Origin of the sequence: Kitasatospora sp. NPDC093550 (assembly GCF_044764985.1) — a bacterium.
Lineage (GTDB): Bacteria > Actinomycetota > Actinomycetes > Streptomycetales > Streptomycetaceae > Kitasatospora.
On record NZ_JBIWJF010000003.1, the window covers coordinates 1 to 14,457 of the forward strand.

The window sequence follows — 14,457 nt, forward strand, 5'->3', positions numbered from 1 at the left end:
GGGGTTGTAGTTGCCGAAGGAGGTGGGGTCGCCGGGGTCGGTCAGGGCGTAGGCGGCGGGGATGAAGTCGCAGCCCAGCCCGGGCGGGCACTCGGGGGTCTGGGCCGACGTCGAGGGAGCCGGGCGCGCGGGGAGCGGAGGCGGTCCGGGGAGGGCGAGGTCCGGTACGCCGGGCAGGGTGAGCCACTGGCCCTCGGAGGTGGTGCGCGAAAGGCCCTGGCGCCAGGTGGCGTAGACACGGTCGGCGAAGGCGCGGCCGGCTTCCTCTCCGGCCTCTCCCGTCCGCCCGGCCTGGCCGAACCGGGCGACGGCGGGGTACCAGTGGGCGGGGTCGGCGGGGTCCGCGGCGGCGGGGTGGGCGGCACCGCTCTGCTGCCGGTAGCGCGCCAGCAGGGCGGCGCCGCCGCGAAGGTTCTGCGCGCTGTCGGTGCGCAGCTGGGCCGCCGGGCGGTGGATCAGGTCGGCGGCGGCCTGGAGGGTGTGCAGGGCCGGGGAGTCGACGATCCGGGGCCGGGCGGGCCGGGCCGGACGGGGTCGGTCCTCGCCGCGTCGTGCGGTGGCCGTCCCGCCGGGGGCGGCGGCGTTCTCGGCGGCGACGTCGACCTGGGTCAGCCCGAGGACGCCGTAGTTGCCGGTGGTGCTGGGCGCGCCCTGGTGGGACTCCCAGCGGCTCTCCTGGTACGCCAGCGCCAGCAGCAGGCCGGGCGGGACGCCGAACTCCTCGGCTGCCGCGGTGAACTGGCGTTGCAGGACCAGCGCGCTGGCCGGAACGACGCTCGCGGCGGTGCCGTCGTCGGATCGGGCGTGGGCTGCCGGCGCGGCGCCGACGGCGGCCAGGGCGAGCAGGCCGGCCACCAGGGGCCGTGCCCGGCGGGCCGTACGTGCCGCGCGGGGCTGCGGGGCGGGCGCGGGCGGCGGGGCCACGCGGGAGGGGGCGGGAGCGGGGGCGGGGAATCGGACCATTCCACGGTTGTAACCCGTCTGACGACGAATCACCCGGCGTGACATTCGCGCAGCCGGGGCACGTGTAGCCCGGCCGTGGCCCCGGCGCGCGGCAGGCACACGCCGTCCCACGCCAGCAGGTCGCCCGCCCGGCCGGTCCTCGGAGCCTGGGCGCGCACGACGCCCGCGTCAGGCCGGGCAGGCGGTGGCGGCGTCGATCGGCTGACACGAACCGGAGGAACGGCGCACGGGTGTGTGCACGGCGGCCGGCGCGGCTCCGGTCGCGATCGGCCCGCCGGAACTGCTGCGGCTCCTCCTGGTGGCGCCCTGGTGGCGCGACCGCCCGGCTCGCACCGGCTCCTCCGCGGTGCGGGGCCGCCGCGCGAAGCACCGGAACGGTCCTACCGGGCGTCGCGCCGCGCTCGTCCGCACGCCTCCCTGGCCCTCAACCCACGTCCTGGATCACCACGCTGCACGCCAGGCCGCACAGCACGCTCACAGCGGACGCGACGAAGCGCCACGGAGCCCACCGCGTGCGGCGCGGCAGCATCCAGGCGGCCGCGATGAGCACGACCTGTACACCCGCCAGGCCGTGGGCGGCGTCGTACTGCGGGCCCCAGTCCCGCCCGCAGGCTCCCCGCGGCACGCACTGGTCGACCGTGACCGCGCGCACGAGGGCGAAGTAGCAGTAGAGAACCTGGGAGATCGGCAGCAGAACCGTCGCGACGAGCGGGAACTTCCACGCGTCGCGGTCATGGGACCGCGACGCGGATCCGGTGGGAAGGGTGTCCATGGCCCGATTCCACCGCCCGAACCGGAGTCGCACATCGGCGCGACTACTCAGTCGGGACGCACCGAACACCCGGGTTCCCCCTACCGGGCGCAGAGTGACGCCGGCCCCCGGTCCACTGCTCCTCACCCCCTACGCCGGCCAGCGCCACCGCGTCTGCAAACTCGCCTTCCTCGCCGGGGTCCGAGCCCCCCGGTTCCGCCCCCCGGCTCGCCCCCAACGACCACCGGAGCAGGTGAGCGCCACCCGCATGCCGTCCCGAGACCCCGCCCGGGCGCAGCGTCAGGAGGCGTTCCCGAGGTTGGCGGGTAGGCGGCCGACGACGGTCAGGTCCTGCGGCCGTGCCTGCGGGGGGACGCCTGGCTGGAGTACCAGTAGCCGGAGCACGGTCAGAGCACCGGTGGAGCCGGCGCGAGGATTCTGATGAGGAGCAGGGTGTGGGGAGTCTGTTGAGGAGTGTCTCCGGGGTTCACTGGGCGGCCCTTCGTGACGCGACAGGGGCTCCGGCCGGCGGCATTCCTCCGCTCCTCTCCCGGATCGCCTACGGGGACGAGGACACGGCCCGCGCCGCGATCGGGGAACTGGGCGATGCCGTCTGTGCGCTCGGGTTCGTCGTCAGCGAGGCCACAGCCCCCGCCGTACCGTTCCTTGTAGAGCTGGCAGGAGCTCCGCACGTGGCGTGCAAGGCCGAACTGCTGGACCTGCTGGAAGCCATCTGCCAGACCGACCAGTGGCACTCCGCCGCTGCGGCGGCCGCGGGCACCAAGCGCGACACGAGCTACCGGCAGCAACCCGGCTGGGAGGCGGCCGCAAGGACAGCCGTCTTCGCGGGCCGCTCAGTCATCGAAGGCGTAGCGTCCTCCGCACGGCCGGAGGATGCCGCAGCCGCAAGAAGGTTGCTGCAGGTGATGGACCACATCCCGCCGTTTCCGGAGCTGTGACGGTCATTGCGGCGCAGCCCTTACGCCCCGGGCTTGAGGCTGAGGATCGTCAACAGGACTGCTGCCGTTGCCGCCGCCGGGACAAGCGAGATCACCACCCGCGCCTTGGGCAGAAGGTAGGCGGCGGGCCATTGCAGGACGATCAAAACCACGACCGCGCGCAGCGTGTAGTCCGCGAAGTGCAACTGCGCAAAGGTGGTGGGGCAGTCATGCGGTCCATTGCACGGGTCGGTCGCCATCTCGGCGAAGCCTCGAATACCGGTGACCAGCGGCAGAAGGAGCCCGTTCACCAGGCTGGAGATCATCGGGGCCTTCCACCAGTTCCCGCGGGCGGACCTGGTCGGGCGGTTCACGACGGCCATAGATTCGCTCATGCAGCCATGCTCCCGGCTCGGTCCCCAGCTCGGCAGCGAACGGATACTCATGTCCGCTGGGAGTAGGTACCCAAGTACGTGCCGCAAGGCCGACTGACCACCGCCGTGGAGCCGCCGCCACTGTGGCCGGGGCCGCCGCAGGTGGGCCCGGCCCGGGCAGCCCGACGTCCCGGCCGACGCCCCAGCCGGTCCGGACGCGGGCACGACGGCGGACCGGAACCTGCCAACGGCGAAGCGCCACCCCCGTGCCGTCCCGAGACCCCGCCCGGGCGCAGCGTCAGGAGGCTTTCCGTGTTCGGCGGTTCGGCGTCGAAGACCACCCGCTTCCAGCCGAGCTGCCAGCCGAACCAGGTCGGGACGCCGATGCAGTCGTCGCGCGTGGCCTGGGCCGCGTCGAGCGGCATCCAGCTGTACCGGCCGAGCACCGCCTGGCTGCCGCCGTCCCCGTCGGCCTCCAGGTAGAGCGCCCGCAGGTCCGCTGGCAGCGGCCGGCCGAGGTGGCGCTCGGCGACGGCGAGCTGCTCCTCGGTGACGGGCGCCGACATCTGCGGGTCCGCGATGCTGTGCCACTGATCCTTGACCGATTGCCATGGAAGTTGGACCACCGCACGGTTCGTGCCATCGAACCTTGTCCGCCCTGCTCAGGGCCTCACCCAACGGTGTCAGCCCGTTGCTGGATGATCGGGCCATGTTGATTGCGACCAACGAGCGCCGCCACGTGGTGAAGCGCGCCACCAAGCCCATCACCGGGACCATGCTGGCCAACCTGCGGCGTGGCAACTCCTACATGATCGTGGAGCGAGTGGACGCGGAGCGGCCGGGCAGCTGGTACATCCAGGTCTGGCTCCGCTAGAACAACACCTACCAGCTCGAATAGCGGGACGGCGTGCCCGATCAGCACTTCCAGACCTTGACGATCTCCCAGGAGAAGGTCCTCGGGGCGTTCCTCGGCTGGGCCGGCGCCAAGCCGAGTTGCTTCAGCGGGGGCGGGCGGCGGCGGGGGTGAGGTGCCGGGCCAGGGTGTCGAGGGCGGTGGCCACCTCGTGGAGCACCTGCGGGTCCGGGGCGGTCCCGTCGGCGGTGGTGAGGGCGGCGGCGAGGGCGGCGTCGATGGTGGTGGCGCGGACCTCGGCGACCCGGGCGGACGGGTTCGCGGCCGGGCGGACGAGCCGGCGACGGCGGTCGGCCGGGTCGGGCTCGGTGTCGACGGAGCCCGCCTCGACCAGGCGGGCGACGGCGGTGGAGACCTGACTCTGCGGCAGGCCGGTGCGGGCGGCGATCTCCCCCACGGTCGTCCCGGGGTGAGCGACGACGTCGCCCAGGGTGACCAGGACCGAGCGGACCGAGCCGCGCACGCCGCCCGTCTCCGGCCGGTCGGACCGGTCCGACGGGCCCGACGGGTCCGACAGGGCCGACGAGTTCGACGAGGCCGGCTGGGGCATCGCCTGTTCGCCGATCTTCATGAGGGTGCGGCCCAGGAGGAACAGCTCTACTCCGTTCATGCCCGTCAGGGTACATCGCAATAGATGCATTGAATGAGATGCATCTATCTTGATGTATCTATTCCGATGCGATACCGTCGCAGGGCCGGGAGGGAAGCGCCACCGGCAACCGACCGAGGGGGAACACGCCATGACCACCGACCCGACCACCGACCGGACCGCCGCCACCGTCCGCACGCTCGGCGTCCCGGGCGCCACGCTCCACTACCGGGTCGAGGGCCGCGGGCCCGTGCTGCTGCTCGCGCAGAGCGGCGAGGGCGACGCGGACCGCACCGTCGACCTCGTCCCGCACCTCGCCGACGCCTTCACCGTGGTCACCTACGACCGCAGGGGCCTGTCCCGCAGCGTCCTCGACGACCCGGCCGCCCCCGTCAGCATGGCCGACCACGCCGACGACGTCGCCCGGCTGCTCGCCGAGGTGAGCGGCGAACCGGCCCTGATGGCCGGGTTCAGCATGGGCGCAGCGATCGGTCTGCAGGTCGCCGCCCGCCACCCGGGCGCGTTGGACACGCTCATCGCCCACGAGCCCGTCACACCGAACCTGCTGCCCGCCGACGTACGGGCCGAGCACACCGGCGAACTGCTGGCCATCCAGCGGGCCCACGCCGAGGGCGGCATGGCGGCCGCCTTCCCGGCGATCGCCCGGCACCTCGGGATCGACCCGGCCCACGATCCGGCCGAGGACGGCCTCACCCCGCAGCCCATGACGCCCCGCCGGCTGGCCAACTTCGACTTCTTCATCGCCACCGAGTTCACCGCCGTCACCACGGACGGCTTCGGACCCGCGGAGATCGCCCGGGCCGCGAAGGCCGCCGGCGCCACCCGGATCGTCCCGGCCACCGGCGCCACCACCCGCCCGACGGTGCACACCTACCGCTGCGCGCTGGCGCTCGCGGAACTGCTCGGCACGGAGCCAGCCGTCCTCCCCGGCGGCCACAACGGGAACACCGCCTTCCCGCGCGCCACCGCCCGGGCCCTGAAGGCCGTCCTCGGGCGCTGACCGCCGCTCGGCCCGGACAGCGCGACGCTCGGCGCAACACTCGGCGCGGCGCCGCGAGTTCGACCCCCACGGCGCGGTGGTCACTGCGCGGCAGCACGTGCTCGGAGACGCCGACGACGGTCAGCCCGGACCCGTGCAGGACCTGGTCGATCCGGATCACGGCGGCGAGCGGAACGTCAACGCGCGGCGCGGTCGGGCCCGTTGACGCCGTCCGCCGGAGCGGGGCGGCGGGGGCGGCGCTCCGGCCGGGCGGGGCTGCGGTTAGGGTGCGGAGCATGCCGCTCGTCGAAGTGACCTACGCGCCCACCGTGCCCGAGCCGCTCCTGCGCGAGGTGGGCGCCGCGCTGCCGCACCTGGTGTCCCTGGCCGTGGAGTGCCCCGAGGAGCCGTACGACGGTGACCTGCGACCCGGGGACGTCGAGATCCGCTTCCGCCCGCTGGGGCCGCTGGACCGCAGCGGCCTGCCGGTGGTGATCGAGATCAGGTCGAAGTGGACCGCCAGCAGGGAGGCCGACCGCCAGGAACGGGTGGACAGGCTCCACGCGGACCTCCACGCCGCCACCGGGCTCGTCGACTTCGGCGTCTACCTGTCCCTGCCGTGCGCCGCGTGGTCCCAGGGGGACTGACCGCTCATGCGGGAGCGCCGCCGTCGTCCCCGGCCCGGACGGCCCCGCCGAGCGGCCAGGCCTCGATGTCCCGGTAGCGGATCGGCCCGGGGCCGCGGCCGATGTTGCTGCCGACCAGGTGGAGGCGTTCGGTCCGCCACGGCCGGCCCGCGAACCCGGTCAGCCCGGCCGCGGCCAGCGGCACGCTGACCGCGTCGTCGCGGCGGGACCGCGCCAGCGTCAGGTGGGGGTACAGCGGGCGCTCCCGGAACGCGATCCCGCGGGACCTGACCAGCTCCCGGACGTCGGTGGCGAGCAGGTGCAGCCCGTCCAGGTCCCCGTCGATCCCGCTCCACAACAGCCGCTCGTCGAAGTGGCCGCCGCCGCGCAGGCGCAGCCGCAGCGCGGGGCGCGACGCGGCCAGGGCGGCCAGCGCCGACCGCAGCGGCGGCACCGCCGTGACCGGCAGTTCGCCGAGGAAGGCCAGGGTGATGTGCCAGTCCTCGATCCGGTTCCACCGCAGCCGCGGGTACCCGGCGTAGGCGGGCCGCAGGGCGCGGGCCAGTTCGTCCTTGGCGTCGTCGGGCGGCGCGAGTGCCACGAAGACACGCAGGGTCGGGGGCTCGGGGGGAAGGTCCACGAGGGGGGAGGCTAGCCGAAGCGCGGAGCAGGACGTCACCGGCCACCTCCGCCACCGCGGCGGCCACGTCCTCGGCGGTGATCGGCCGGATCGGGGTGGCGGGCAGGCGAACGTGTCCGCGTCGGCGGTCCGGGCGGCGGCCGGCAGGTTGTCCGTCGAGGCGCGGACGAAGCCGGGGAAGGCTACTCAGCCGCTCGTTGAGTACCCGGGCTCATGAATCCGGGCCCGGACGCTTCCTATCGTGGCCACATGGACAAGGACCCGGCTCCCACCGACCCCCCGGCCTACGTGAACGAGCGGCTGGCCAGGGGCTGCGGAATCGCTACGGTCGTTCTGGCCGTCCTGGCGGTCCTGGCGGCCATGGCGCTGGCCGGGTTCGAGAAGAACCTCGGCGACCACGGGTACCCCGAAGGCCGCTCCGGGGGCGTGGGCGGCCCGCTCCGGCCCGGCACGGGAGCGGCCACCCCGGGGGCCGATGGCTGACCCGGGAGCGCGCACCGGCGACTCGACCTCGGCCGGGGCCCGCCCGCGACGGTGGCCGAACCGGCCGGCCCGCTCAGCCGCCGCCCAGGCCGCCCTGGGCGGCGATCATGGTCAGGTTCAGGCCGCCGACCGCCTTGGCCAGGCCGGGGGCCTGGTCGGCGAGCCGGTGGGTGAGCGCGGAGATCCGGTCGGCGTGGGCCCGGCGGTCGTCCCGGGAGAGCACCAGCCGCAGGTGCCCGTGGGCGGCCAGCGCCGCGAGGACGGCGTCGGCGAACGGCGCCCGGGTGACCGGGGTGGCGCCGCGGACCAGTTCGGCCACCCGGACCTGGAGGTCCAGGGCCTCGCGCGGGTCGACCATCGTCACCGGGCGGTGCGGCACGACCGGGCCGTAGGGGTCGCGGTCCGCCACCGTCACCACGCCGAGCACCGCGAGGCGCTCCTCGACGGCCTCCAAGGTGACGTCGCGGCCGCGCCGGATCCAGACCTTCCAGCTGCGCGCCGCCCCGCCCAGCTCGGCGAGCAGCTCGTCCAGGACCGGGTCCGCGGTGGCCGCCCCGGAGACGACCCGGACCCGGCCCGCCCCGTCCTCCTCGACGGCGCCCCGGTGGGCGAGCTCGGCCAGGGCGGCGGCGCGCACCAGGTAGCCGGCGCGGGTGCGGTCCTGCAGGGCCCCGGCCCCGGTGTCGAAGGCCAGCAGGTAGGTGTCCAGGTGCAGTCCTCGGCTCATGGCACCGACGATACGGCGCGCCCGGCCGTACGCCGTCGACCCACAGGACGGGCCGCCCTCCACCTGTGGGAGTAGCCGGGTCAGCGGCCGCCGGGGAGGGGGAGGTCGCCCTCGAGGTACTGGGCGCGGCCGTCGGCGAAGGACCAGTCCGCGGGCCCGTTCTCGGAGTAGCCGATGAAGAGGTCCTTGCCGTCGACGCCGGCCCGGGCGAGCCGCTCGGCGAGCGTCTTGTACAGCTGCTGCTTGTCCCCGGTGCTGCGGCCGCGCTGGGTGAACACGTGGACGATGACGACGCCGGCCGAGCGCCGGAAGCCGAGCCCGACGTCCTCGGCGATGATCTCCTCCGGGTCGTGCTGGGTGACGATCTGGAAGCGGTCGCGCTCGGGAAGCCTCAGGACCTCGATGACGGCCCGGTGGGCGGCGTCGGCGATGGCCCGGACCTTCTCGGGGCTGCGGCCCCGGACCAGGTCGATGCGGACGAGGGGCATGCTCGGACTCCTTCGGACGGCTTCGCGGCCCCGGTGACGGAGGCCCGGCCGGTGGCACGGGCCCGGCCGGTTCGGTGCGGCGCGGAGGCTGACGGGGCGTCGGGGCATCGGGGCGCCGGAGGCCCCGACCCACGGAGTCGACCGTACGGAGACCGCGGAGGTGGGCGGTAATGCCGTTCAGGCTGCGTCCATGCCGGACGCGCATGGCCTCAGCTCGCCGACCTCCCCCGCGCGGCGTCCGGGCCCGCCTCGCCTGCCTGGCCCGCCCGGCCCCTCGCATCGCGGGCCGCGTGACCGGCCGCGTCGAGGAAGCGGCGGAGCAGGGCGGAGGGGGCACTGGTGCCCGGGTCCGGGCGGTACGCGAGGCGGACCGGTGTGGGCGGCGCCCCGGTCAGTGGGAGGAAGCGCAGCGCGGGGTGGTGGATGCGGCGTTCGGCGACGTCGGGGACGACGCCGACGCCGCGCCCCGCGGCCACCGATTCGAGCCACTCGTCGAAGTTCGCGGTCTCCACGAACCGCCGCGGGCCGCCGCCGTGCGGCCAGGACCAGGGACCGGTGGTGCCGCTGGCGGTGTTGACGACCAGGGTCCACGCGGCGGCGTCCTGCCAGTGCAGGGCTTCGGCCTCCTCACCGGGGGCTTCCGTCCCTCGCGCGCGGACGGCGACGCGCCGCTCGTCGTACAGGTGCACGATCCGCACGGCGGCACCGACCGGCCGGTTGCCGCGAACCAGGGCGACGTCGACGCTCCGGCGGTCGAGGGCGTCCAACGGGTCGTCGCAGCGGACCAGTTCGACGCGGGCGCCGGTGTCCCGTTCGAAGCGGGCGATGGCGTGCTGGGCCCAGGGGTCGGGCAGCAGCCAGCTGAAGCCGAGCCGCACGGAGGACTCGCGGCGCGCGGCGGCGACCGCCGCCTCGAACGCGGCGAGGGTGCGCTCGGCGTGGACGAGGAACTCGGCGCCGGCGTCGGTGAGCGCGACGCCCCGGGAGGAGCGCTCGAGCAGGCGCAGCCCGAGGCCCGCCTCCAGCTGGGCCACGGTACGGCTGAGGGCGGGCTGCGTGATCAGCAGCTCGGTGGCGGCCCGGGTGAAGGAGCCGTGCCGGGCGACCGCGGCGAAGGCCCGCAGGTGCCGCAGCTCGATGCCCGACACTCCGGTCTGCTCGGACGAACCCGCGCGCTCGGACACATGCGCGCGTTCGGGCGCATCCGGGTGCTCGGGCATGCCCGCACGCTTCGAGGGGCCCGGGGGCTCGGGAGCCGTCATCGCCGCCTCGCGCCATGCCTGGTACGCATGACCGCAGCGTAACCGGCATTTCGGGGATCGGTGCCGACGGTCTAGCGTCGACGGCGAAGCCCCGCTCCGCTCCCCGCCGTCCCCCCGTCCTCGCCCGTCCGCTCCCCCGGAGTTCCGTGATGCCCCGCGATCTGACCGCCCTCCCCACCGCACTGCCCGTCTGGGCCGCCCCGATGGCGGGCGGCCCCAGCACCCCGGCGCTGGTCCGGGCCGCGGCCCTGGCCGGGGGGCTCGGCTTCCTGGCGGGCGGCTACCGGACCCCCGCCGACCTCTCGGCGCAGGTCGCCGAGGTCCGGTCCTCGGGCGTGGTGTTCGGCGTCAACCTGTTCGCCCCGAATCCCATCCCCGTCGCCCCGGACGCCTACCGTGCCTACGCCCGCGCCCTGCGGCCGGAGGCCGACCGCCACCACGTCGCCCTCGCCGCCGACACCGTGACGGAGGACGACGACGCCTGGGCGGACAAGCTCGACCTGCTCCTGCGGGATCCCGTCCCGCTGGTCTCCTTCACCTTCGGCCTGCCGCACCCCGACACCGTCCGGGCCCTCCAGGACGCGGGCAGCCTGGTCGCCCCATCCGTCACCACCCCCGCCGAGGCCCTCGCCGCCGCCGAGAATGGCGCCGACCTGCTGGTCGTTCAGGCCCCGGCGGCCGGCGGACACTCCGCGACCCTCACCCCCGCCCGGCCCCTCGCCCCGATCCCCCTGCCCGACCTGGTGAGCGACGTCCGGCACACCGTCCCGCTGCCCCTGATCGCCACCGGCGGCATCGCCACCCCCGCCGACACCGCCGACGCCCTGCGGGCCGGCGCGCACGCCGTGATGGCCGGCACCGCCTTGCTCCGCACCCACGAGAGCGGCGCCTCCGCACCCCACAAGGCCGCCCTGGCCGACCCCGCGTTCACCGGCACGGTGCTGACCCGCGCCTTCACCGGCCGCCCCGCCCGCGCCCTGCGCAACCGCTTCACCGACACCTACGAACCGCTCGCCCCGCTCGGCTACCCGGCGGTCCACCACCTCACCGGACCGCTGCGCAGGGCCGCCACCGCCGCCGGCGACACCGACCTGATCCACCTGTGGGCCGGCACCGGCCATCGCCTGGCCCGCGTCGAACCCGCCGCCGACGCCCTCACCCGCCTCGCCGCCTTCCGGTGACCGACCCGGGCGCGGTGCCGGCGCCCTGCGGGCCCCCGATCCCCTCCGACGAAGACGAGCCCACCGATCGCGGCGATCCCGCCGCGATCGGTGGGTACTTCGGCTACGGCGCGATCTCGAACACCGGCGGCTGGAGGCCCGCCAGGCAGCCCGTGTCCGGGGCGGTCGGGGTGTCGAAGAACGAGCCGGTGATCGACTGCGCGCACGCCGAGTCGGCGTACACCACGTGGGCGACGTACGGGACGGTGACCTCGGTGGAGCGGCTCAGCGTGCGGGCGGCGTACGGTCCGCTGCTGGGCGCGGTCTGGGCGTCGAAGCCGCCGGACAGGACGAGGGTCGGGATGTCACTGACCGTCACGTCACGGACGGAGGGCGGTGCCGGGGGAACGTCCCAGGCCTCGCAGTCCGCGTGCAGCCAGGGGAGCAGCGGGGCGTTGGCCAGCACCGAGTCGGGGAACGACGGGAACTCGCGCCGCCCGCCCTCGGTGATGTCCGCCTGACTCTCGTACGGTGTCCACTCGCGGCAGAAGACGCCGTAGGCGAGCCCGTGGGAGACCCGTCCGACGGCCTGCGGGCTGAGCTTGCCGCCCGCCCACTGCTCGGCGATCCGCTGCGGGTTGCCGTGGGCCAGCTCGTCGAGGGAACGGGGCACGCCGGCCGCCAGGTGGGTGGCGGAGACCAGCCAGTTCACCAGGACCCCGCCGTCCAGGACGACCTCGACCGGGCCCGGCCGGCCCGGGACGCTGACGGTGGTACGGACGGGGTTGGCTTCGAGCTCACCGACGAGGCGGTCGAAGGTGACCTTCAGGTCGGGGTAGCGGGCGTTGCAGGCGGGCTGGTCCGCGCAGGCCTTGAACAGGCCGTCGGTGCCCTCCCGGGTGGCCTTCCAGGTCACGGCCCCGCCGGCCAGGGACGGCGGTAGGACGCCGTCGATGCCGACCGACCGGATGCCCTCGGGGCGCAGGCGCATGTACAGCAGCGCCAGGTCGGTGCCGTAGGAGATGCCGAACACGTTCCACTGCTCGATGCACAGCGCCTCGCGCAGGTCGGCGTAGTCGGCGGCGCTCTCGGTGCCGTTGTAGGCGCTGAGGTCGACCCCGCGGTCCGCCAGTCCGTCGCGGCAGGCCCGTGTCGCCTGGACGTGCAGCCGCCCGGTGGACGGCGCGCCGAAGACGAGGTCGAGGGCGTCGGCGTTGAACCGGTCGATGTTCGGGCAGGTGAGCTGCGGGTCCGCGGAGTACGTCCCCCGCTGGGACATGAAGATCACGTCCCGGTTGCGGTTCAGGCCGCCGTTGAGAGCCAGCTGGATCTCGGAGACCGCGTCGTCGCCGGGCCCGCCGGCGAGCCACACGATCGGGTCGGGCTCCGGCGTGCCGTTGGCCGCGGGCACGATCTCGACGCCGAGCTTGATCCTGGGCCCGTGGGGCCGGGAGCGGTTCTCGGGCACGGTGAGCGTTCCGCAGCGGGGCCGCTCGACCGGCGGGGCCGGGTCGGCGGTCCGCGGGCAGGGGCCCGGCTCGAAGCGGGCGTGGCCCACCGTCCGGGCGACCGTGCCGAGGCGTGCCGAGGCACGGGCGTCGGCCCTCCCGGCGGCGTGCGAACCGGCGTGCGAACCGGCGCGGATGTCGGTGCGGATGTCGGTGCGGCCGGCGGCCTGGGCGGGCACGGCGGCGAGGCCGACGACGAGGACGCCGGCGGTGGCCCCGGCCAGGGCGGCCAGGAACCGTCGCGCGGTGCGCCGGTGGTGGGGCGGGCGGACGGACATCATGCGTTCTCCGGGACGGGGGTGATGGTGAAGGGCTTGGGTACGAGTCCCGCCACGCAGCCGGTGTCGGGCGCGGTCGGGTTCGCGAGGAAGGAGGCCAGGACGCTCTGCGCGCAGGGCGACTGGGGAACCACCCAGTGACCGATGCCGGGGATCCGTACGGTCGTCGAGCGGGACAGCGTGCGGGCCGTGAACGGCCCCCAGCCGGCCCCGGTCTTCGCGTCGAACGTCCCGGAGATGACGAGCGTCGGCACGTCGCTGACGGTGGCCACCCGCTGGACCGCGGTGCGGTCCGGAACGTTCCAGACCCGGCAGAGCCGGTTCTCGAAGGGCAGCTGCGGCGCCTGGGCCAGGACCGTGTCAGGCCAGCCGGGGAAGGCCCGGCGCCCGGCCGCCAGCAGGTCGGCCTCCGAGAAGCCCGGGACCCACTCGCTGCAGGCGACCGAATGCGTCAGGCCGTGGCCGAACCGGCCGATGGCGGACACCGCGTCGGCGGCCCGGGCCCGCGCGAACCGCTCCGGATTCCCGCGGGCGAGCTCGTCGAGCGCCGCGGGGACGTCCACGGCCTTGACGGTGTTGGCGACCAGCAGGTTCACCATCGCGCCGCCGTCGAGGACGACGTCCACCGGGTCTCCCCCACCCGGCGGCCGCGCCCTCAGCTCCAGGGGATGCGCCTCCAACCGCCGCACCTGCTCCGTCAGCGTGTCCGGGAGGTCCGGGTAGCGGCCGGCGCACGCGGGCTGGGCCGCGCACGCCGCGAGGATCGCGCCGATCCCCTCCCGGGCGCTGTCCCAGGTCCACGGCAGGCTCACGATCTGCGGGGGCACCACCGAGTCGATCGCCACCGAGCGGATCCCCTCGGGGTGCAGGCGCAGGTAGGTGAGGGCCAGCTCGGTGCCGTAGGAGTAGCCGTAGACGTTCCACCGGTCGATGCGCAGCGCCTTGCGCAGCTCGGCGAAGTCGGCGGCGTTCTCGGTGGTGTTGTACGCGCTGAGGTCGACGCCGTCGGCGGTCAGCCGGTCCCGGCACGCCTTCGCCGCGCCCACCAGGCGCCGTCCGGTCGACGGGGCGTCGTAGCGCAGGGCGACGGCGGCCTCGGAGAACCGGTCGATCTCCGGGCAGGTGAGGGCGGGTTGCGCGTGGAGCGTCCCGCGCTGGGCCATGACGATCAGGTCGCGGTCCCGGTTCACCCCGGCGTCGATCAGGAACGGGATGCTGTCGAAGGCGTCACCGCCCGGCCCGCCTTCCATGAACACCACGGGCTCCGGGGCCGGCGTCGCCGACGCGGCCGGGATGATCGCCACGGACAACCGGATGGTCGTGCCGTGGTGACCGTCGCGCCCGTGGCGGTGGGCACGGCTCTCGGGCACCTCCAGCACCCCGCACTCCCCGGGGACCGGCTCGGCCGTCTCCGGGCAGGGGCCGGGCTCGAAGTGCGCCGGGTGTCCTGACCAGGGCTCACCGCCGGCCTCCGGCGCGGCGCCCGTCGCCGCCGGCGCGTCAGCACTCGGTGTCGGGACCGCGCCGCCCGCCGCCGGCGCGGCGACCACGCCCAGGAAGGCCAGGCCGGCGGCGAGCAGCGCCGAGCCGGTGCGGGCGGGCCGGGAGCGGCGCCGCGCGCACCGGTGGCGCGTCCGCCTTCGTACGAACCCGCCGAACCCACTCATCCCGCCGAGCCCGTCGATGCCACCGATCCTGCCGATCCCGTGCGCGGGCGGCGGGGACCCCGGACAGGTGTCCTGTCGCGTCATGTGATC

At 75.1% G+C, this 14,457-nt stretch carries 16 protein-coding genes and 1 pseudogene; 6 read left to right on the forward strand and 11 right to left on the reverse strand.

The features are described from left to right. Together ACIRD3_RS05415 and ACIRD3_RS05420 are read right to left on the reverse strand one after the other, a co-directional pair. A pseudogene (locus ACIRD3_RS05415) lies at positions 1-963 on the reverse strand (hypothetical protein); the annotation flags it as partial. A 424-nt stretch (positions 964-1,387) separates the two neighbouring features. After that, a complete protein-coding gene (locus tag ACIRD3_RS05420) occupies positions 1,388-1,735 on the reverse strand; it encodes a hypothetical protein (protein WP_402211969.1) in 348 nt (115 codons plus the stop codon). A gap of 434 nt (positions 1,736-2,169) precedes the next feature. On the opposite strand from ACIRD3_RS05420, the gene ACIRD3_RS05425 reads away from it, so the two are divergent. Next, a complete protein-coding gene (locus tag ACIRD3_RS05425) occupies positions 2,170-2,673 on the forward strand; it encodes a hypothetical protein (RefSeq protein ID WP_402211972.1) in 504 nt (167 codons plus the stop codon). 20 nt (positions 2,674-2,693) lie between these two features. On the opposite strand, the gene ACIRD3_RS05430 is transcribed toward ACIRD3_RS05425, so the two are convergent. Both ACIRD3_RS05430 and ACIRD3_RS05435 read right to left on the reverse strand, forming a co-directional pair. After that, positions 2,694-2,978: a hypothetical protein gene (locus tag ACIRD3_RS05430; protein ID WP_402211975.1), complete on the reverse strand. Its 285-nt coding sequence runs from the start codon at positions 2,976-2,978 to the stop codon at positions 2,694-2,696. Positions 2,979-3,094: 116 nt separating this feature from the next. Further along, positions 3,095-3,652 (reverse strand): SMI1/KNR4 family protein, encoded by a 558-nt coding sequence (locus ACIRD3_RS05435; RefSeq protein WP_402211982.1) that lies wholly within the window; start codon positions 3,650-3,652, stop codon positions 3,095-3,097. Between the two features lie 83 nt (positions 3,653-3,735). Here ACIRD3_RS05435 and ACIRD3_RS05440 point away from each other — a divergent pair, with 83 nt between their 5' ends. Next, positions 3,736-3,900, forward strand: a complete 165-nt coding sequence (locus ACIRD3_RS05440) for a hypothetical protein (protein ID WP_402211985.1) — start codon at positions 3,736-3,738, stop codon at positions 3,898-3,900. A gap of 124 nt (positions 3,901-4,024) precedes the next feature. On the opposite strand, the gene ACIRD3_RS05445 is transcribed toward ACIRD3_RS05440, so the two are convergent. Further along, a complete protein-coding gene (locus ACIRD3_RS05445; RefSeq protein WP_402211988.1) occupies positions 4,025-4,549 on the reverse strand; it encodes a MarR family transcriptional regulator in 525 nt (174 codons plus the stop codon). A 130-nt stretch (positions 4,550-4,679) separates the two neighbouring features. On the opposite strand from ACIRD3_RS05445, the gene ACIRD3_RS05450 reads away from it, so the two are divergent. Then, a complete protein-coding gene (locus ACIRD3_RS05450; protein WP_402211991.1) occupies positions 4,680-5,549 on the forward strand; it encodes an alpha/beta fold hydrolase in 870 nt (289 codons plus the stop codon). Positions 5,550-5,824: 275 nt separating this feature from the next. Further along, the gene (locus tag ACIRD3_RS05455; protein WP_402211993.1) at positions 5,825-6,175 is read left to right on the forward strand and encodes a hypothetical protein; all 351 of its coding nucleotides are present in this window, start codon (positions 5,825-5,827) and stop codon (positions 6,173-6,175) included. Between the two features lie 4 nt (positions 6,176-6,179). Here the strand turns inward: ACIRD3_RS05455 and thpR are convergent, their stop codons facing one another. Next, entirely contained in the window at positions 6,180-6,794 is a 615-nt protein-coding gene (gene thpR, locus ACIRD3_RS05460; protein WP_402211995.1) for an RNA 2',3'-cyclic phosphodiesterase, read from the reverse strand. 249 nt (positions 6,795-7,043) lie between these two features. Here thpR and ACIRD3_RS05465 point away from each other — a divergent pair, with 249 nt between their 5' ends. Beyond that, on the forward strand, positions 7,044-7,277 hold the full coding sequence (locus ACIRD3_RS05465) for a hypothetical protein (protein WP_402211998.1): 234 nt from the start codon (positions 7,044-7,046) through the stop codon (positions 7,275-7,277). A 73-nt stretch (positions 7,278-7,350) separates the two neighbouring features. On the opposite strand, the gene ACIRD3_RS05470 is transcribed toward ACIRD3_RS05465, so the two are convergent. The 3 genes from ACIRD3_RS05470 to ACIRD3_RS05480 form a co-directional block, all read right to left on the reverse strand. After that, complete coding sequence (locus ACIRD3_RS05470) at positions 7,351-8,004, reverse strand: GPP34 family phosphoprotein (protein ID WP_402212001.1); 654 nt, start codon at positions 8,002-8,004, stop codon at positions 7,351-7,353. Positions 8,005-8,084: 80 nt separating this feature from the next. Next, positions 8,085-8,492, reverse strand: coding sequence for a tautomerase family protein (locus tag ACIRD3_RS05475; protein WP_402212004.1), 408 nt, complete (start codon positions 8,490-8,492; stop codon positions 8,085-8,087). A 209-nt stretch (positions 8,493-8,701) separates the two neighbouring features. Continuing rightward, complete coding sequence (locus tag ACIRD3_RS05480) at positions 8,702-9,712, reverse strand: LysR family transcriptional regulator (protein WP_402212006.1); 1,011 nt, start codon at positions 9,710-9,712, stop codon at positions 8,702-8,704. A 191-nt stretch (positions 9,713-9,903) separates the two neighbouring features. Between ACIRD3_RS05480 and ACIRD3_RS05485 the strand changes: the two genes are divergently transcribed. Continuing rightward, positions 9,904-10,935: a nitronate monooxygenase gene (locus ACIRD3_RS05485; protein ID WP_402212009.1), complete on the forward strand. Its 1,032-nt coding sequence runs from the start codon at positions 9,904-9,906 to the stop codon at positions 10,933-10,935. A gap of 103 nt (positions 10,936-11,038) precedes the next feature. Here ACIRD3_RS05485 and ACIRD3_RS05490 read toward each other — a convergent pair whose 3' ends face one another. Next, a complete protein-coding gene (locus ACIRD3_RS05490) occupies positions 11,039-12,703 on the reverse strand; it encodes an alpha/beta fold hydrolase (protein ID WP_402212011.1) in 1,665 nt (554 codons plus the stop codon). Beyond that, positions 12,700-14,451, reverse strand: a complete 1,752-nt coding sequence (locus ACIRD3_RS05495; protein WP_402212014.1) for an alpha/beta fold hydrolase — start codon at positions 14,449-14,451, stop codon at positions 12,700-12,702. The genes ACIRD3_RS05490 and ACIRD3_RS05495 overlap by 4 nt, the downstream gene beginning before the upstream one ends. Positions 14,452-14,457: the final 6 nt, after the last annotated feature.

Coding starts and splice junctions, on each gene's coding strand:
- ACIRD3_RS05420 (WP_402211969.1), bottom strand. CDS start 1,735: ATGGACACCCTTCCCACCGGATCCGCGTCGCGGTCCCATGACCGCGAC.
- ACIRD3_RS05430 (WP_402211975.1), bottom strand. CDS start 2,978: ATGATCTCCAGCCTGGTGAACGGGCTCCTTCTGCCGCTGGTCACCGGT.
- ACIRD3_RS05440 (WP_402211985.1), top strand. CDS start 3,736: ATGTTGATTGCGACCAACGAGCGCCGCCACGTGGTGAAGCGCGCCACC.
- ACIRD3_RS05445 (WP_402211988.1), bottom strand. CDS start 4,549: ATGAACGGAGTAGAGCTGTTCCTCCTGGGCCGCACCCTCATGAAGATC.
- ACIRD3_RS05450 (WP_402211991.1), top strand. CDS start 4,680: ATGACCACCGACCCGACCACCGACCGGACCGCCGCCACCGTCCGCACG.
- ACIRD3_RS05455 (WP_402211993.1), top strand. CDS start 5,825: ATGCCGCTCGTCGAAGTGACCTACGCGCCCACCGTGCCCGAGCCGCTC.
- ACIRD3_RS05465 (WP_402211998.1), top strand. CDS start 7,044: ATGGACAAGGACCCGGCTCCCACCGACCCCCCGGCCTACGTGAACGAG.
- ACIRD3_RS05470 (WP_402212001.1), bottom strand. CDS start 8,004: ATGAGCCGAGGACTGCACCTGGACACCTACCTGCTGGCCTTCGACACC.
- ACIRD3_RS05475 (WP_402212004.1), bottom strand. CDS start 8,492: ATGCCCCTCGTCCGCATCGACCTGGTCCGGGGCCGCAGCCCCGAGAAG.
- ACIRD3_RS05480 (WP_402212006.1), bottom strand. CDS start 9,712: ATGCCCGAGCACCCGGATGCGCCCGAACGCGCGCATGTGTCCGAGCGC.
- ACIRD3_RS05485 (WP_402212009.1), top strand. CDS start 9,904: ATGCCCCGCGATCTGACCGCCCTCCCCACCGCACTGCCCGTCTGGGCC.
- ACIRD3_RS05490 (WP_402212011.1), bottom strand. CDS start 12,703: ATGATGTCCGTCCGCCCGCCCCACCACCGGCGCACCGCGCGACGGTTC.
- ACIRD3_RS05495 (WP_402212014.1), bottom strand. CDS start 14,451: ATGACGCGACAGGACACCTGTCCGGGGTCCCCGCCGCCCGCGCACGGG.